Raw genomic sequence first — 16,457 nt, forward strand, 5'->3', positions numbered from 1 at the left:
CTCGGTCCAAGGGCGGCCAAACCCTGACCATCCTGACTGGCCGCACCTTGGACCGCGTGCGGAGGATGCGGGATTTGAACCCGCGAGGGCTGTTAACCCAACCCGCGTTCCAGGCGAGCGCCATAGGCCACTAGGCGAATCCTCCTCGGTCATGGTAGCTGGCTGGCCGAAGTTGCCCGGGCCACGGTACTAGACTCGCGGTGGACCCCGCGCGGCGTCTATCCTGTGAACTCCCCCAGGGCCGGAAGGCAGCAAGGGTCAACAGGCTCTGGCGGGTGCGCGGGGTCCCCCAGGTCGGTGGCGGCCGCGGGGTCCGGCCGGGTACCGAGCCCACTTGCTGCACGGCGTTCGACGGTGAAAGGCGTATGGTGTCGTTCCACTCCCTGCGCCGTGACGAGCTGGCGGCCTTACACGCCCGCCACCAGCAGGAGTATGCGGAGCTGCAGTCCAAGAAGCTGGCCCTGGACCTCACGCGCGGCAAACCGTCGAGCGAGCAGCTCGCCCTGTCCAATGCGCTGCTGAGCCTGCCCGGCGACGACTACCGCGACGAGGACGGCACCGACACCCGCAATTACGGCGGACAGCACGGCCTGCCAGGGTTGCGCGCGATTTTCGGTGAGCTGCTTGGCATCCCGGTGCCGAATCTGATCGCTGGCAACAACTCCAGCCTCGAGATGATGCACGACGTCATCGTTTTCTCGATGCTGCACGGCGGTGTGGATTCGCCGCGGCCCTGGAAAGACGAACCGACGGTCAAGTTTCTCTGTCCGGTCCCGGGCTATGACCGGCACTTCGCGATCAACGAGAGCCTGGGCATCGAGATGATCTCGATCCCGATGCGCGACGACGGGCCCGACGTCGACCTGGTCGAGGAGCTCGTCGCCGTCGACCCCGCCATCAAGGGCATGTGGGCGGTGCCGGTGTTCTCCAACCCCACCGGGGTCACCTACTCATGGGAGACCGCTCGCCGTCTTGTCCAGATGCACACGGCGGCAAACGATTTCCGGTTGTTCTGGGACAACGCCTACGCGGTGCACACGTTGACGCTGGACTTTGTCCGACAGATCGACGTGCTGGGACTGGCCGCGACAGCCGGCAACCCCAACCGGCCGTATGTCTTCGCGTCAACATCGAAGATCACTTTTGCCGGTGCCGGCGTCAGCTTCTTCGGCGGCTCGCTGGGCAATATCGCCTGGTATTTGCAGTATGCGGGCAAGAAGTCGATCGGCCCGGACAAGGTCAACCAGCTGCGCCATCTGCGCTTTTTCGGCGACGCCGACGGGGTGCGCCTGCAGATGCTGCGCCACCAGCAGATTCTGGCGCCGAAGTTCGCGTTGGCGCTGGAAATTCTCGACAAACGGCTGCGTGATTCCCAGATCGCTTCCTGGACCGAGCCCAAAGGCGGCTATTTCATCAGCCTCGACGTGCTACCCGGCACCGCGCGTCGCACGGTGGCGCTGGCCAAGGACGCCGGCATCGCCGTCACCGAGGCTGGCGCGTCGTTCCCATACCGAAAAGACCCCGACGACAAGAACATTCGGATCGCGCCGACGTTCCCGTCGATCCCGGACCTGCGCGATGCGATTGACGGGTTGGCCACTTGCGCGCTCTTGGCGGCCACCGAGTCCCTGCTGGCCCGCGCCGGCGTCGGAGCGCGTCGGTAGCCTGCTGACCGTGGCCCTCTACCGCAAGTACCGACCGGCGACGTTCGCCGACGTGGTGGGGCAGGAGCATGTCACCGAGCCGCTGTCGGTTGCCCTTGGCGCTGGTCGGATTCACCACGCCTACCTGTTCTCGGGTCCGCGCGGCTGCGGCAAGACCTCGTGTGCGCGGATCCTGGCCCGCTCGCTGAACTGCAGTCAGGGACCCACGTCGAGCCCCTGCGGGGTGTGCGAGTCCTGCGTCGCGCTGGCACCCAACGGGCCGGGCAGCATCGACGTCGTCGAGCTCGACGCGGCCAGCCACGGCGGCGTCGACGACACCCGCGAGCTGCGCGACCGGGCGTTCTACGCGCCGGCCCAGTCCCGCTACCGCGTCTTCATCGTCGACGAGGCACACATGGTGACTACCGCGGGGTTCAACGCGCTGCTCAAGATCGTCGAGGAGCCGCCCGAACACCTCATCTTCGTCTTCGCCACCACCGAGCCCGAGAAGGTGCTGCCGACGATCCGGTCGCGCACCCATCACTATCCGTTCCGGCTGTTGCCGCCGCGCACCATGCGGGCATTGCTCGAGCGCATCTGCCAGCAGGAGGGCGTGGCCATCGACGACGCGGTCTACCCGCTGCTGATCCGGGCCGGCGGCGGTTCTCCCCGCGACACCTTGTCGGTGCTCGACCAGTTGCTGGCCGGCGCCGAGGGCGATCGGGTGAGCTACCAGCGGGCGCTGGGATTGCTCGGTGCGACCGATATCGCCCTGGTCGACGAGGCCGTCGATGCGCTGGCCGCCGAGGACGCCGCGGCGCTGTTCGGCGCGGTCGAATCGGTGATCGACGCCGGCCACGATCCGCGCCGGTTCGCTACCGACCTGTTAGAACGGTTCAGGGATCTCATTGTGCTGCAATCGGTTCCCGATGCCGCCGCCCGCGGCGTGGTGGACGCGCCGGAAGACGTGCTGGAGCGGATGCGTGATCAAGCGGCGCGGATCGGGATGGCCACCCTGACCCGGTACGCCGAGGTGGTGCAGGCCGGGCTGGGGGAGATGCGCGGAGCGACGGCACCGCGCCTGCTGCTCGAAGTCATCTGCGCGCGGATGCTGCTGCCGTCAGCCAGCGACACCGAATCGGCGTTGCTGCAACGCATCGAGCGCATCGAGAACCGGCTGAAACTTTCGGTCCCGGCCGGTGAAGCGCCGACGCGGTCGGGGCCGGCCAACAAGGCGACCGAGCCGGAGCGCAAACCACCAGCACCGGCGCGGCCGGCGGAGCCGGCCAGCCCGGGCGAGCCCGGGGCCGCGGCGGTACGGACCATGTGGCCGACAGTGCGCGACAAGGTGCGGCAGCGCAGCCGCACCACCGAGGTGATGCTGGCCGGGGCCACCGTGCGCGCGGTCGAGGGCAATACGTTGGTGTTGAGCCACGAATCGGCGCCGCTGGCCAAACGACTGTGCGAGCAGCGCAACGCCGACGTCATCGCCGAAGCGCTCAAAGACGCCCTGGGCGTGGATTGGCGGGTGCGATGCGAGACCGGCGCTCCGGCACCTGCTGACGCGCCTGCTGCGCAGGGGGATCCGGCTCAGCGGGCCGAAGAGGACAGCATGATGGCCGAGGCCGGACGCGACAGCCCGCCGCCACGCCGCGATCCGGAGGAGGCCGCGCTCGAACTGCTGCAGAACGAACTCGGCGCCCGGCGCATCGACAAAGGTTGAGCTCGACCTAGGGCTGCCACCAGGGCCGCAGCGGCAGGCCGCCGTCGTGGCCATGCTTGTCGGGCTTAACCGCCAGCACGTGATGTAGCTGAATCTTGTTCTGCTCGAAGCCCACCCGTGAAGCGGCCATGTACAGACCCCAGATCTTGGCGGTGGGCAGACCGACCTCGGCGACCGCCTCGTCCCAGTGCGCGACGAGGTTACGGCACCAGTCACGCAGCGTCATCGCGTAGTGATTGCGGAAGTTCTCGTTATGCAGCACCTCGAAGCCGGCCTCTTGGATCTCGGTGATGATGCGGCCGGATCCGGTCAGTTCACCGTCGGGGAACACGTAGCGGTCGGTGAAGCCACCGGCTCGGAAGGTGGACCGGTTGGAGTGGCGGGTGATGCAGTGGTTGAGCAGCAAGCCGCCGGTGCGCAGCTTCTGTTTGAGGAAGCGGAAATACGCCGGGTAATTCTTGACGCCGATGTGCTCGGTGAGCCCGATGGACGACACCGCGTCGAAACCGATCTCGGGGACATCGCGGTAGTCGGAGTGGCGCACCTCGGCCAGGTCGCCCAGGCCCTCGTCGGCGATCTTTCGTTGCGCCCACTTGGCCTGCTCGGCCGACAGCGTGGCGCCGATGGCGCGCACCCCGCGGCGGGCCGCGTAGCGGACCATGCCACCCCAGCCGCAGCCGACGTCGAGCAGGCGGTCACCGGGTTGCAGACGCAGCTTGTCGAAGATCAGCCGGTACTTGTTTTCCTGCGCTTCCTCCAGTGTCGCGTCCGGGTGTGGGTAGACAGCGCAGGTGTAAGTCATCGACGGCCCGAGCACCCATTCGTAGAAGGTGTTGGAGACGTCGTAGTGGTGATGGATGGCTTCGGCGTCGCGGGTTTTGCTGTGCCGCAAGCCCTCGGCGATCCGACGCCAGCGGGGCAGAGCCTCCTGCGGTGGTGGCGCGACGGGCACCAAGCGCTCGAGTCCGATGGAGCGGACGATGCTGGCCAGCAGCCACGGAGAGGGCCGTTTGAAGTCGAGTCTTTCCGCCAGCGCCTTGAGCAGCTCGTACGGGTCGCCGGGATGCACGCCACGCGGTTCCAGATCGCCCGAGACGTAGGCGCGGGCCAGCCCGAGCTCGCCGGGCGCAGTGGCCAGGTAGGTGGTGCCCCGGGGGGTCAACAAGTCCAGGCCCAGCACGGCATCGTCGGGCCCGGCGGTGCTGCCGTCGTAGGCGCTGAACTTCAGCGGCTGCTGTCCACCCTCGGTGAGAATCGCCAGGATCTGAGCCAGGCTCATCTTGCCGGTGGCCGGGGCATGTTCTTTGGTCGTCGTCACCGTCGCTGCACCGCCTTCGCATAGAGGTCGAGAAGACGTGAATCCGGGTCGTAGGTCTTCTTCACCGTCTTGTAGGTCTCGCCGCCGTAGAGTTCGTCGAATTCCTCACGGGTGTAGTAGGAGTCGGAGTACAGCGACTTGTGTCCGTCGAGCTCGCCGACCTTGGCTTCGATCGACCGGTTCGTGGCCCCCTCGGTCGCACCCGCCGGCACCGACGACCAAAAGCCTACGTTGACATAGGTGCGGCCCGGTCGGATCGGATACAGCGGCCAGCCGTCCTGATCGCGTAACCGCAACGGGCACAGCCAGATCGGTGTGATCGGAACGTTGTCGAGGAACCAGGTCAGGAACTCCTCGGTCCGCTCGATCGGGACTTCGATGTCTTGTACCACCCGCTCGCGCGGCGGACGACCCTTGCGTTTCTCGATCCGGTCGGAGATGGCGAACCGCTGGTCGAGGGACACCAGCTTCCAGTACACGCTGCTGCGCCGGTAGCGCCGCGGCCAAAAACGCCTGATGCGCGGATTCTGCGCGCCGAATGACCGTGAGCACCAGAACCAATCGGTGTCCCAGCGCCAGAAGTAGTCGAGAATCGTCAGCCGGTCTTCCTTGATACCGGTGTCGTGCTGGATTGACCGATAGTAGATCTGCTGGCCGGTGTAGTCGCTGACCGGGCCCGGGGTGGTGGTCCGCACGCCGACACACAGGTAGCTCTCGTCGGCACTGAACACCACACCGTCGAGGTAATCGACTGGGACACCGTCGAATCCGCCGGTATCGACGATGCGGTCCATGGCCGCCACCATGTCGGCCAGCGAATGGAATCGAACGTGGCGCAGCGCGACAAACGGCTTGACGGTCTCCAGCTCAATGCGCAGCCTCGTCGAATAGCCAAGCGTTCCATATGAATTGGGAAATGCTCGGTAGAGGTCGGCGTGCTGTTGCGGCGACACCGTGAGCAATTCGCCGGCGCCGGTGAGGATGTCCATCTCCAGCACCGACTCATGCGGCAGACCGTTGCGGAACGACGCCGACTCGATACCCAAGCCGGTGACCGCCCCGCCCAGCGTGATGGTCTTCAATTGCGGCACTACCAGGGGCGACAAGCCGTACGGCAGGGTGGCCGCCACCAGGTCTTCATAGGTGCACATGCCGGCCACGTCGGCGGTACGGGCGTCGGGATCGACCCAGATGACATCGGTAAGCCCGGAAGTGTCGAGGCCGGGAGCATCGCGTTTGACGCGGGCACGGAACAAGTTCGACGTGGGCTTGGCGAGTCGGACGGACGCCGTCGCGGGGATGCAGCGATAGCTCGCCAACAACCGCTCGACGCCCGCCCTGTGAGCCTCCAGTGCGGCTTCGGGAACAGGCACCACATATACCCTAGTCCCCGACAGCCGCCGTCGCAGCGTAGGCGCGCGATGTCAGCACATCCACAGCAGAGGAGTCTTGCCAGATGGGACAGGTCAGCGCCGCCAGCACCGTTTTGATCAATGCCACGCCGGAAGCCGTCCTCACCGCCGTCGCCGACTACACAAACGTCCGCCCGAAAATCCTGTCCTCGCACTACCGCGACTACCAAGTGCTGCACGGCGGCCAAGGTCAGGGCACGGTTGCCAAGTGGAAGCTACAGGCCACCAAGTCCCGGGTGCGCGAGGTACAAGCCAGCGTCGACGTCGCCGGCCATGCCGTCATCGAAAAAGACGCCAACTCGTCGATGGTCACCAACTGGACGGTCGCCCCGGCAGGACCTGGCTGCAGCGTCACCGTCAAGACCACCTGGACCGGGGCCGGCGGGCTGAAGGGCTTCTTCGAGAAGACGTTCGCACCGTTGGGCCTGAAGAAGATCCAGGCCGAGGTGCTCGCCAACCTGAAGAAGGAACTGGAAAGCTAGACCGTCGGCCAGTGGCGTTCAGTTCTCCGAAGCCTGCTGCTGAGCCAGCCTGTCACGCAGGCTCTTCGGCCGGATGTCGGGCCAGTTCGCTTCGATGTAGTCCAGGCACGAGGCACGGTCGGCTTCGCCGTACACCACGCGCCAGCCGTCCGGAACCTCGGCGAAGGTGGGCCACAGGCTGTGTTGCTCTTCGTCGTTGACCAAGACGAAGAAGCGGCCATTTTCGTCGTCGAACGGATTGATGCTCACTGGTCCTCCAGACCATCTAGTCGAGATGACTCCAACAGTCCTACCCCCGTACTGACAACCCGTACTGGAGGCCACTTAAACGCCGGGACAGAATAACTGACTCCTCGATCGACTGCGAGCGACATGACGGCTTCAAGTTTCCGGTCTCGGGGCAGTCAACCAGCTTGGGGCTGGCTGGCGAGGAAGCCCGCGATGCCCTTGACGACGGCGTCGGCGTACTTTTGCCGGCCCTCGGGGGACTCCATCAGCGCCGAGTCGGCCGGGTTTTTCATGTTGCCCAACTCGACGAGCACCGCCGGATACTGCGCCAGGTTGAGCCCGGCAAGATCCGCGCGCCCGTAGAGCCCGTTTTGGCCGATGTAGTTGGCCGGCGGAATCCCCGAGCTCTGCAGCTGGTCGCGCATGATCCGGGCGAACTGCACCGACGGGCCCGCCTGGGCCTGGTTGAGCGGCGGCGCCGAATAGTTGACGTGGAACCCGCGCCCGGTCGGCGGACCGCCGTCGGCGTGGATGCTGACGATGGCGTTGGGGTGTACCGCGTTGGCCATCTCGGCGCGCTGGTCCACACAGGGCCCCACCTCGGTGTCGTTGCCCCGCGACATCGCGGTCCGCGCCCCCAGCGCGTTGAGCGCGGCGCGGATCCGCAGCGTGGTGTCCCAGGTGAAGGTGTGCTCCGGGTAGCCGCTGTTGGTCGAGGTTCCACTGGCCTGGCAATCCTTGGTGCCGCCGCGGCCGTTGGATACCTGACGATTGATCGAGGCGTCGTTGGCCCCGTTGTGGCCGGGATCGAGGAACACGATCATGCCGGCGATGTTGGCCGGGATTGCGGGCGCCGTCGGGACAGCCGGCGTCAAGGCGGTGACGAGCACACCGGCGGCGATCGCGACCCCGACACGCGGGCAAACTCCTATGCGCACCGCGCCACGGTAGCTCGCGGCCGTCTAGGCTGAAAGTTTCGAACCGCGCGGCAGCGGCAGGCGAAACCAAGTCGAGATCAGAACGCAAGGGGACTGTCATGCAACCTGGAGGCCAGCCCGACATGTCGGCGTTGCTTGCCCAGGCGCAGCAGATGCAGCAACAGTTGATGGAAGCCCAGCAACAGCTCGCCAACTCCGAGGTGCGCGGTCAGGCCGGTGGCGGCCTGGTGCAGGTCACCGTGAAACGCAGCGGCGAGGTGGTGGCCGTGACCATCGACCCCAAGGTCGTCGACCCGGACGACGTCGAGACCCTGCAAGACCTGATCGTCGGTGCGCTGGCCGATGCGTCGGCGCAGGTCACCACCATGGCGCAGCAAAAGCTGGGGCCGCTGGCCGGGGGGATGGGTAGCGCGCTCGGTCTACCGGAGACCTGACGTGTTCGAGGGGCCGGTCCAGGATCTGATCGACGAGCTGGGCAAATTGCCGGGCATCGGGCCCAAGAGCGCTCAGCGCATCGCCTTTCACCTGTTGTCGGTCGAGCCCGCCGACATCGACCGGCTCACCGCGGTGCTGGCGAAGGTCCGCGACGGAGTGCGGTTCTGCGCGGTGTGCGGCAACGTTTCCGATGACGAGCGGTGCCGGATCTGCGCGGACCCGCGCCGCGACGCGTCGTTGGTATGCGTGGTCGAGGAGCCCAAGGACGTCCAGGCCGTCGAGCGCACCCGCGAATTCCGCGGCCGCTACCACGTGTTGGGCGGGGCGCTCGATCCGTTGTCCGGCATCGGGCCTGACCAGCTGCGGATCCGCGAGCTGCTGAATCGGATCGGGGAACGGGTCGACGGGGTCGATGTCACCGAGGTGATCATCGCCACCGACCCGAACACCGAGGGCGAGGCCACCGCCACCTACCTGATGCGGGTCCTGCGCGACATTCCCGGGCTTAGCGTGACACGGATCGCCTCCGGCCTGCCGATGGGCGGCGACCTGGAGTTCGCCGACGAGCTGACCCTGGGCCGCGCTTTGCTCGGCCGACGCGCCATGGCGTGACCGTCGCCGTTGCGGCGAGCCGGTAACCAGCGAGCGGTCCACTGGCACTGTTCCGCGACGCCGGCTCGCCCACCCCGACCACCCAAGGACCCGTGCTCGGCGGCGACCGGCCGGTGGCAGCGTCGACAGGAGCTGGGCCAACTACAAGGTGGCGGTCGCGTACGACGGCGACCACCATCGACGTGGCCGCCGCCGCGACGTCAAGACGTCATACGGCGGGTGCGCAGCGCGGCGCTCGCCAGAGGCTGGCCGGCCTCAAACCCGGGCGGCCCGCAGCCGCTCGCGGCGCAGCAGGTCCACCTCGGACAGCTCCAGCGGCGGCAGCTCGCCGACGACTCGGCGCAGCAGCAGGTCGGCGAGTTCGGGATTGCGGGCCAGGCACGGCCCGTGCATGTAGGTGGCGATCACGCTGCCCTGGACCGCGCCGTCGAACCCGTCGCCGGCGCGGTTGCCCGCACCCTTTTTCACCGCGCCCAGCGGTGCCGCCGCGGCGCCGAGCACCGTGCCGCCGCGGTGGTTTTCAAAGCCGGTCAACGGCGCCGTCAACCCGTCCAGCAAAGGGGTGCTGACGAGCTCGCCGATGCTGCGTTTCGCCTGCGGCGAGGTGGTCACATCGAGCAGGCCCACCCCGTCGACGCGTTCACCCGCCGACGTCTCATACCAGTGCCCGAGCACCTGGATGGCCGCGCAGATCGCCAACACCGGAGCGCCGCGAGCCGCCGCGCGCTGCAGCCCCGGATGCTTGACGAGATGGCGGGTCGCCAGCCGCTGCGCATAGTCTTCCGCCCCGCCCAGCGTGTAGATGTCCAGGCTCTCCGGCACCGCGTCGGCCAGTGTGATCTCGACGGTCTCCGCGTCGATGCCGCGCATCCGCAGCCGCTGCCGCAGCACCGTCGCGTTACCGCCGTCGCCGTAGGTACCCATCACGTCGGGCAGCACCAGCCCGATCCGCACGCTCGAGTCAGCCACGGCGCCCCAGCTTCCGCTGCAGCTGCAGGAATGCGGTGTAGTTGGCGAGGACTTCGACATGGCCGGGCGGGCAGGACGCGATGGCCGCGGTGGTGTCGTGGACCAGCGTGTGCTCGACCCCCGCATACCCCAGCCGCACCGCCAGGTCGGTGGCCCGCTCGCCGGCGGCCACCACAGCGACGCCCTCGAGCTGCTCGAAGCGCACGTCCCACAGCCAGGACAGGTCCTCGCCGTCGGGCACCCGCCCGTTGACCGCGATGACCAGGCCGGCCGCGTTCCTATCCACCATCGACAGCGCTTCCTGCCAGCCGGCGGGGTTTTTGGCCAGCAGCATCCGCACGGTGTGGCTGCCGACGCGCACCGTGCGATAGCGCCCGGCGACCTCGTCGACCCCGCACACCGCTGCCGCCGCGGCCACCGGATCGGCGCCCAACGCCGCGGCGGCCGCGACGGCCTGGGCGGCGTTGCCGCGATTCACCGCACCCGGCAGGCTCAGCCGCATCGGTATAGCCAACCCGTCGGGCCCGTGGAGGGCGTCGTCGTCGTACCACCAGTGCGGGCTGGGCCGTTTGAAGTCGGTGCCGGTGGAATACCAGTGCGCCTTGTCGCGGACGATCACCTCGCCGCTGCGCGGGCAGCTGACCGAGTCGGCCGCCCAGGCGCCGCCCGCGGCCACCCACACCACGTGGGGGTTGTCGTAGGCGGCCGAGGTCATCAGCACGTCGTCGCAATTGGCGACCACCACCGTCTCCGGGTGGCGGGCCAGGCCGGCGCGCAGCGTGCGTTCGATGACGTTGATCTCGCCGACCCGGTCCAGCTGGTCGCGGGACAGGTTGAGCAGCACGACGACCGCGGCCTCTACCGCGTCCAGGACGTGCGGAACATGCATTTCGTCGACTTCCAGGGCGGCCAGCTGTGCGTCGCGGTCAGCGGCCAGCGCGGCGATGAGTCCGGCATCCATGTTGGCGCCCTCGGCGTTGGTGGCCACCCGGCCGTCAACCGTGCCCAGCGCTGCCGCGGTCATGCGGGTGGTGGTCGACTTGCCGTTGGTACCGGTGACGATGACCGTGCGCCGGCCCGCGCCCAGCTGACGCAGGATCGAACGGTCCAGGGTCATGGCGACCAGACCGCCGATCATCGCGCCGGCCCCGCGGCCGGTCGCCCGCGACGCCCACCGCGCACCCGCGCCGGCGGCCAGTGCGAGACGTCCGCGGGTGGTGATCACATTCGGGAGTGTAGGGCGCAGCCGGTCCCCCCCACTTGAGGCGGCGACACGGAGCTCAGCGACCCGGCGATGTCGGTTCGGCGTGCCATCCTCCATTTATGGCGACAACCTGGGGCCTACCGGCCACCGAACCCGGTGCAGGCTGGGCCGTTATCGACGTCGAAACCTCGGGTTTTAGACCCGGCCCCGCCCGGATCATCAGCCTGGCTGTGCTGGCACTCGACGCCGATGGCCGCGTGGAACAGTCGGTGGTCAGCCTGCTCAACCCGGGGGTGGATCCGGGTCCCACCCACGTGCACGGTTTGACCGCGGCCATGCTCGAAGACCAGCCCCAGTTCGCTGACATTGTCGACGACGTGGTCAAACTGCTCGACGGCCGCACGCTGGTGGCGCATAACGTGGCGTTCGACTACGCGTTTCTTGCCGCCGAAGCCGAATTCGCCGACGCGGAGCTTCCCGTCGACACCGTCATGTGCACGGTCGAGTTGGCCCGCCGGCTTGACCTCGGGGTCGACAATCTGCGGCTGGAGACGCTCGCCGCGCACTGGGGTGTGGCACAGCAGCGGCCGCACGACGCGTTCGACGACGCGCTGGTGTTGAGCCGGGTGCTGCCCGCGGCGCTGGAGCGTGCCCGCCAACGTGATGTGTGGTTGCCCGTGCGTCCGGTCACCCGGCGCCGCTGGCCGAATGGCAGGGTCACCCACGACGAGCTGCGCCCGCTGAAGATGCTCGCCTCACGCATGCCCTGCCCTTACCTCAACCCAGGGCCGTATGTCCAGGGCCGGCCGCTGGTCCAGGGTATGCGAGTTGCCCTGGCCGCCGAATGCAGCCGCACCCACGAAGAACTGGTCGAGCGGATCCTGCACGCGGGATTGGCCTACAGCGATGCGGTGGACCGGGACACTTCGCTGGTGGTCTGCAATGATCCGCGCCCGGTCCACGGCAAGGGCTACCTGGCGCGCGAGCTGGGCGTGCCGGTGGTCTCCGATGCGGTATTCCTCGACTGTGTAAGCGAAGTCCGCGGCGGCACGGCCATCGAAGAATTCATCGACCCCGCCCGGGTGGACGAGCAGTTCGTGTTGTTTTGACGCCGTCAGTTCCGTGAAGCGCGGTTCACCGCCGAGACGACCGCACGCAGCGACGCGGTGGTGATTGACGACGCGATGCCCACGCCCCACACCGTTCGCTCGCCCACCGACGCTTCGACGTAGGCGGCGGCCTGCGCTTCCTCGCCGGCGGACATCGCGTGTTCGGAGTAGTCCAGGACGTGGACATGGAAGCCGATGTGGCTCAGCGCATCGACGAACGCGGCAACCGGGCCGTTGCCGGCACCGCTGATCTCCGTTTCGACCCCGTCGACCTTGACGACGGCCTCGATGCGGTCGGTGCCGCCGTCGACCTCCGAGGCGATCACCCGTTGGCGCATCCGCTCCAGCGGGCGCACCGGAGCCAGATACTCCTCGGCGAAGGCTTCCCACATCTCCTTTGGCGAGACCTCACCCCCTTCGCCGTCGGCGATCTTCTGGATCACCTGGCTGAATTCGATTTGCAGCCGACGCGGCAGGACGAGGCCGTGGTCGGTTTTCATGATGTAGGCGACCCCGCCCTTGCCAGACTGTGAGTTGACCCGGATGACGGCCTCGTAGGTACGCCCCACGTCGCGCGGGTCAATCGGCAAGTACGGCACCTGCCATAACAGATCGTCCACATCCGTATCGGCGGCATCCGCATCCAGCTTCATCTGGTCCAGGCCCTTGTTGATGGCGTCCTGGTGGCTGCCGGAGAACGCGGTGTACACCAAATCGCCGCCGTAGGGGTGCCGTTCGTGCACCGGCAGCTGGTTGCAGTACTCGACGGTGCGCCGGATTTCGTCGATGTTGGAGAAGTCGATTTGTGGGTCAACGCCGCGGCTGAACAGGTTCAGCCCCAGCGTCACCAGGCACACGTTGCCGGTGCGTTCGCCGTTACCGAACAGGCAGCCTTCGATGCGGTCGGCACCCGCCTGATAGCCCAATTCGGCTGCGGCAACAGCAGTTCCGCGGTCATTGTGCGGGTGCAGACTCAGGATCACCGAGTCTCGCCGGGCCAAATGACGGCTCATCCACTCGATCGAGTCCGCGTAGACGTTGGGCGTTGCCATTTCGACGGTGGCCGGCAGGTTGAAGATGATCGGGTTGTCCGGCGTGGGCTGAATGACCTCGCCGACGGCGTCGCACACCTGCTTGGCGTATTCCAGTTCGGTGCCGGTGTAGGACTCCGGTGAGTATTCGAATCGCCATTGCGTGCCGGGGTATTTGGCGGCCTCGTCCAGGCATTTGCGAGCGCCTTGGACCGCGATCTGCTGCACGGCGGCCCGGTCGGCTTTGAAAACGACCCGGCGCTGCAGGATTGACGTCGAGTTGTAGAAGTGCACGATCGCCCGGGGCGCGCCCTCGCACGCCTGGAAAGTGCGCTCGATCAGCTCCGGTCGGCACTGGGTCAGCACCTGGATGGTGACGTCGTCCGGGATGGCGTCGTGTTCGATGATCTCGCGGATGAAGTCGAAGTCGGTCTGGCTGGCCGACGGGAACCCGACCTCGATCTCCTTGTAGCCCATGCGCACCAGCAGGTCGAACATGCGCCGTTTGCGGGCCGGGCTCATCGGGTCGATCAGCGCCTGGTTGCCGTCGCGCAGATCCACCGCACACCACATCGGTGCTTTGGTGATGACGCGGTCGGGCCAGGTGCGGTCGGGCAGGCTGATCGGCTCCACTTCCTCGGCGAACGGCCGGTACCGGTGGATCGGCATCGACGATCCGCGCTGGGTGTTCCATGCGGGCTGACCGGGATTGGGCGGACCGGCGGGTTTGGTGATGGCACGTATCGACGAGAACACGTCAGGTGAGTCGGCCGAGGGCCGGGAAAAGCTTGTCACGGTGGCTGCTCCGGGTTTGGAAGAGGGATCTCAGACCGGCGCATCGCAAACGCCCGCGACGGGAAGCCGGTCTGGATCAGACCCCGTCGCGGCGTCCGAGAAGGAGCACCCGCTGCACGCAATGCACTGTACCCCGCTCTACCCGCAGCCCAAAATGCGGGCGGCGCGACCCGCGTCGTCACCCGGGCGGCCACGTATTCTGTTCTGGACTCATACCAGGTGAATCTCGCGGGACCGGAAGGGCAACGGTGGCGCTCGTCGTCCAGAAGTACGGTGGATCCTCGGTGGCTGACGCCGAGCGGATCCGCCGTGTCGCCGAGCGCATCGTCGAAACCAAAAAGCAGGGCAACGACGTCGTGGTGGTCGTTTCCGCGATGGGCGACACCACCGACGGACTGCTGGAGCTGGCGCAGCAGGTGTGCCCGGCGCCGCCGCCTCGCGAGCTGGATATGCTGCTGACCGCCGGCGAGCGGATCTCCAACGCCCTGGTGGCGATGGCCATCGAATCGCTGGGCGCGGATGCGCGCTCGTTCACCGGCTCGCAGGCCGGCGTGATCACCACCGGCACACACGGCAACGCGAAGATCATCGACGTCACCCCGAGCCGACTGCAGGCGGCGCTCGACGAGGGCAAGATCGTGCTGGTCGCCGGGTTCCAGGGGGTCAGCCAGGACACCAAGGATGTCACCACGCTGGGCCGCGGCGGCTCGGACACCACCGCGGTGGCCTTGGCCGCAGCGCTGGGGGCCGACGTCTGCGAGATCTACACCGACGTGGACGGCATCTTTTCCGCCGACCCGCGGATCGTGCCGAACGCGCGGCGGCTGGACACGGTCACGTTCGAGGAGATGCTCGAAATGGCCGCGTGCGGCGCCAGGGTGCTGATGCTGCGCTGCGTGGAATATGCCCGCCGCTACAACATTCCCGTCCACGTCCGGTCGTCGTATTCGGACAAGCCGGGCACCGTGGTCACCGGATCAATCAAGGACAAGCCCATGGAAGACCCCATCCTGACCGGAGTCGCACACGACCGCAGCGAGGCCAAGGTGACCGTCGTCGGGATCCCCGACATCCCGGGTTACGCGGCCAAGGTGTTTCGGGCCGTCGCCGACGCCGACGTGAACATCGACATGGTGCTGCAGAACGTGTCCAAGGTCGAAAACGGCAAGACCGACATCACGTTCACCTGCTCCCGCGACAGCGGACCGACCGCGGTGGCCAAGCTGGATTCGCTCAAGGACGAGATCGGGTTTTCTCAGGTGCTCTACGACGACCACATCGGCAAGGTGTCGCTGATCGGCGCGGGCATGCGCAGCCATCCCGGGGTGACCGCCACGTTCTGCGAAGCGCTGGCCGCCGTCGGGGTCAACATCGACCTGATCTCCACCTCCGAGATCCGCATCTCGGTGCTGATCCGCGACACCGAACTGGACAAGGCCGTGCTCGCATTGCACGACGCCTTCGGGCTCGGCGGCGATGAACCGGCGACCGTCTACGCGGGGTCGGGTCGCTGATGGTCGCGCTGGGTGTGGTCGGCGCCACCGGACAGGTGGGCCAGGTGATGCGCACGCTGCTGGAGCAACGCGACTTCCCGGTGACGTCGGTGCGGTTTTTCGCCTCGGCGCGCTCGCAAGGCCGCAAACTGGCGTTCCGCGGCCAGGAGATCGAGGTCGAGGACGCCGAGACCGCTGATCCCACCGGCTTGGACATCGCGCTGTTTTCCGCCGGCGCGACGATGTCGCGGGTGCACGCGCCACGGTTCGCCGCCGCCGGGGTGACGGTGATCGACAACTCCTCGGCGTGGCGCAAGGACCCGGACGTGCCGCTTGTGGTTTCCGAAGTGAACTTCGACAGGGATGTTCGCGGCGCCGGGCGCCTGCCCAAGGGCATCATCGCCAATCCCAACTGCACCACGATGGCGGCGATGCCGGTGCTCAAGGTGTTGCACGACGAAGCGCAGCTGGTGCGCCTGGTGGTCTCGACCTACCAAGCTGTCTCCGGCAGCGGCGTCGCCGGGGTCAAGGAGCTGGCCGGCCAGGCCCGCGCGGTCGTCGACGAGGCGGAGCAACTGGTGTACGACGGCGACGCGGTCGAATTCCCAAGGCCGCAAACCTATGTGGCGCCGATCGCGTTCAACGTGGTGCCGCTGGCCGGCACCCTGGCCGACGACGACTCCGGCGAAACCGACGAGGACCAGAAGTTGCGCGACGAAAGCCGCAAAATCCTTGGCATCCCAGAGCTTTCGGTCAGCGGGACGTGCGTGCGGGTTCCCGTGTTCACCGGGCATTCACTGTCGATCAATGCCGAGTTCGCCCACCCACTTTCGCCAAAGCGGGCTAGCGAGCTGCTCGACGGCGCGTCGGGCGTGAAGCTGGTCGACGTGCCCACCCCGCTGGCCGCCGCCGGGGTCGACGAATCGTTGGTCGGCCGGATCCGGCGCGACCCCGGGGTGCCCGACGGGCGCGGCCTGGCGCTGTTCGTCTCCAGCGACAATCTGCGCAAAGGGGCGGCGCTCAACACCATTCAGATCGCCGAGCTGCTGGCCGCCGAGCTGTGAT

The 16,457-nt window shown here is 67.4% G+C and carries 15 protein-coding genes, 1 tRNA gene and 1 other RNA gene; 9 read left to right on the plus strand and 8 right to left on the minus strand.

Features of this window, described 5'->3' with window-relative positions; translation table 11 throughout:
- Positions 1–59 precede the first annotated feature (59 nt).
- Positions 60–145: transfer RNA gene (locus tag MHEC_RS01260), tRNA-Ser, on the minus strand.
- Between the two features lie 53 nt (positions 146–198).
- Here MHEC_RS01260 and ffs point away from each other — a divergent pair.
- The 3 genes from ffs (at position 199) to MHEC_RS01275 (ending at position 3,366) form a co-directional block, all read left to right on the plus strand.
- Positions 199–295, plus strand: an RNA gene (gene ffs / locus MHEC_RS01265) — signal recognition particle sRNA small type.
- A gap of 73 nt (positions 296–368) precedes the next feature.
- The gene (locus MHEC_RS01270) at positions 369–1,664 is read left to right on the plus strand and encodes an aminotransferase class I/II-fold pyridoxal phosphate-dependent enzyme (protein ID WP_099869439.1); all 1,296 of its coding nucleotides are present in this window, start codon (positions 369–371) and stop codon (positions 1,662–1,664) included.
- A gap of 10 nt (positions 1,665–1,674) precedes the next feature.
- Complete coding sequence (locus MHEC_RS01275) at positions 1,675–3,366, plus strand: DNA polymerase III subunits gamma/tau (RefSeq protein WP_048891431.1); 1,692 nt, start codon at positions 1,675–1,677, stop codon at positions 3,364–3,366.
- Between the two features lie 7 nt (positions 3,367–3,373).
- Here MHEC_RS01275 and MHEC_RS01280 read toward each other — a convergent pair whose 3' ends face one another.
- A complete protein-coding gene (locus tag MHEC_RS01280) occupies positions 3,374–4,684 on the minus strand; it encodes a class I SAM-dependent methyltransferase (protein ID WP_048891432.1) in 1,311 nt (436 codons plus the stop codon).
- Positions 4,681–6,060, minus strand: coding sequence for an FAD-binding oxidoreductase (locus tag MHEC_RS01285; protein WP_048891433.1), 1,380 nt, complete (start codon positions 6,058–6,060; stop codon positions 4,681–4,683). The genes MHEC_RS01280 and MHEC_RS01285 overlap by 4 nt, the downstream gene beginning before the upstream one ends.
- Before the next feature lie 80 nt (positions 6,061–6,140).
- Between MHEC_RS01285 and MHEC_RS01290 the strand changes: the two genes are divergently transcribed.
- The gene (locus MHEC_RS01290; RefSeq protein WP_048891434.1) at positions 6,141–6,578 is read left to right on the plus strand and encodes an SRPBCC family protein; all 438 of its coding nucleotides are present in this window, start codon (positions 6,141–6,143) and stop codon (positions 6,576–6,578) included.
- 18 nt (positions 6,579–6,596) lie between these two features.
- Here the strand turns inward: MHEC_RS01290 and MHEC_RS01295 are convergent, their stop codons facing one another.
- The gene (locus tag MHEC_RS01295) at positions 6,597–6,827 is read right to left on the minus strand and encodes an MbtH family protein (protein ID WP_048891435.1); all 231 of its coding nucleotides are present in this window, start codon (positions 6,825–6,827) and stop codon (positions 6,597–6,599) included.
- A gap of 155 nt (positions 6,828–6,982) precedes the next feature.
- Positions 6,983–7,744 carry an Rv3717 family N-acetylmuramoyl-L-alanine amidase gene (locus MHEC_RS01300; protein ID WP_048891436.1) on the minus strand — a complete coding sequence of 254 codons (762 nt, stop codon included), beginning with the start codon at positions 7,742–7,744 and terminating at the stop codon, positions 6,983–6,985.
- A 98-nt stretch (positions 7,745–7,842) separates the two neighbouring features.
- On the opposite strand from MHEC_RS01300, the gene MHEC_RS01305 reads away from it, so the two are divergent.
- Together MHEC_RS01305 and recR are read left to right on the plus strand one after the other, a co-directional pair.
- On the plus strand, positions 7,843–8,178 hold the full coding sequence (locus tag MHEC_RS01305; RefSeq protein WP_201399413.1) for a YbaB/EbfC family nucleoid-associated protein: 336 nt from the start codon (positions 7,843–7,845) through the stop codon (positions 8,176–8,178).
- Position 8,179: 1 nt separating this feature from the next.
- Positions 8,180–8,791, plus strand: a complete 612-nt coding sequence (recR, locus tag MHEC_RS01310; protein ID WP_048891438.1) for a recombination mediator RecR — start codon at positions 8,180–8,182, stop codon at positions 8,789–8,791.
- A 255-nt stretch (positions 8,792–9,046) separates the two neighbouring features.
- On the opposite strand, the gene MHEC_RS01315 is transcribed toward recR, so the two are convergent.
- Together MHEC_RS01315 and MHEC_RS01320 are read right to left on the minus strand one after the other, a co-directional pair.
- The gene (locus MHEC_RS01315; RefSeq protein WP_048891439.1) at positions 9,047–9,760 is read right to left on the minus strand and encodes a type 1 glutamine amidotransferase; all 714 of its coding nucleotides are present in this window, start codon (positions 9,758–9,760) and stop codon (positions 9,047–9,049) included.
- On the minus strand, positions 9,753–10,985 hold the full coding sequence (locus MHEC_RS01320; protein ID WP_048891440.1) for a Mur ligase family protein: 1,233 nt from the start codon (positions 10,983–10,985) through the stop codon (positions 9,753–9,755). The genes MHEC_RS01315 and MHEC_RS01320 overlap by 8 nt, the downstream gene beginning before the upstream one ends.
- Positions 10,986–11,083: 98 nt before the next feature.
- On the opposite strand from MHEC_RS01320, the gene MHEC_RS01325 reads away from it, so the two are divergent.
- Positions 11,084–12,073, plus strand: a complete 990-nt coding sequence (locus tag MHEC_RS01325) for a DEDDh family exonuclease (RefSeq protein ID WP_048891441.1) — start codon at positions 11,084–11,086, stop codon at positions 12,071–12,073.
- 5 nt (positions 12,074–12,078) lie between these two features.
- Here the strand turns inward: MHEC_RS01325 and leuA are convergent, their stop codons facing one another.
- Positions 12,079–13,899: a 2-isopropylmalate synthase gene (gene leuA / locus MHEC_RS01330; RefSeq protein ID WP_048891442.1), complete on the minus strand. Its 1,821-nt coding sequence runs from the start codon at positions 13,897–13,899 to the stop codon at positions 12,079–12,081.
- 248 nt (positions 13,900–14,147) lie between these two features.
- Here leuA and MHEC_RS01335 point away from each other — a divergent pair, with 248 nt between their 5' ends.
- Complete coding sequence (locus MHEC_RS01335) at positions 14,148–15,413, plus strand: aspartate kinase (protein WP_048891443.1); 1,266 nt, start codon at positions 14,148–14,150, stop codon at positions 15,411–15,413.
- Positions 15,413–16,456 carry an aspartate-semialdehyde dehydrogenase gene (locus MHEC_RS01340; RefSeq protein ID WP_048891444.1) on the plus strand — a complete coding sequence of 348 codons (1,044 nt, stop codon included), beginning with the start codon at positions 15,413–15,415 and terminating at the stop codon, positions 16,454–16,456. Before MHEC_RS01335 ends, MHEC_RS01340 begins: the two co-directional genes overlap by 1 nt.
- Position 16,457 lies beyond the last annotated feature (1 nt).

It is taken from the genome of Mycobacterium heckeshornense, assembly GCF_016592155.1.
Taxonomy (GTDB): Bacteria; Actinomycetota; Actinomycetes; order Mycobacteriales; family Mycobacteriaceae; genus Mycobacterium; species Mycobacterium heckeshornense.

Excerpts from the sequence above, each read along its gene's own strand:
- MHEC_RS01340 (WP_048891444.1), top strand. The coding sequence starts at position 15,413 with ATGGTCGCGCTGGGTGTGGTCGGCGCCACCGGACAGGTGGGCCAGGTG.
- MHEC_RS01305 (WP_201399413.1), top strand. The coding sequence starts at position 7,843 with ATGCAACCTGGAGGCCAGCCCGACATGTCGGCGTTGCTTGCCCAGGCG.
- MHEC_RS01290 (WP_048891434.1), top strand. The coding sequence starts at position 6,141 with ATGGGACAGGTCAGCGCCGCCAGCACCGTTTTGATCAATGCCACGCCG.
- MHEC_RS01325 (WP_048891441.1), top strand. The coding sequence starts at position 11,084 with ATGGCGACAACCTGGGGCCTACCGGCCACCGAACCCGGTGCAGGCTGG.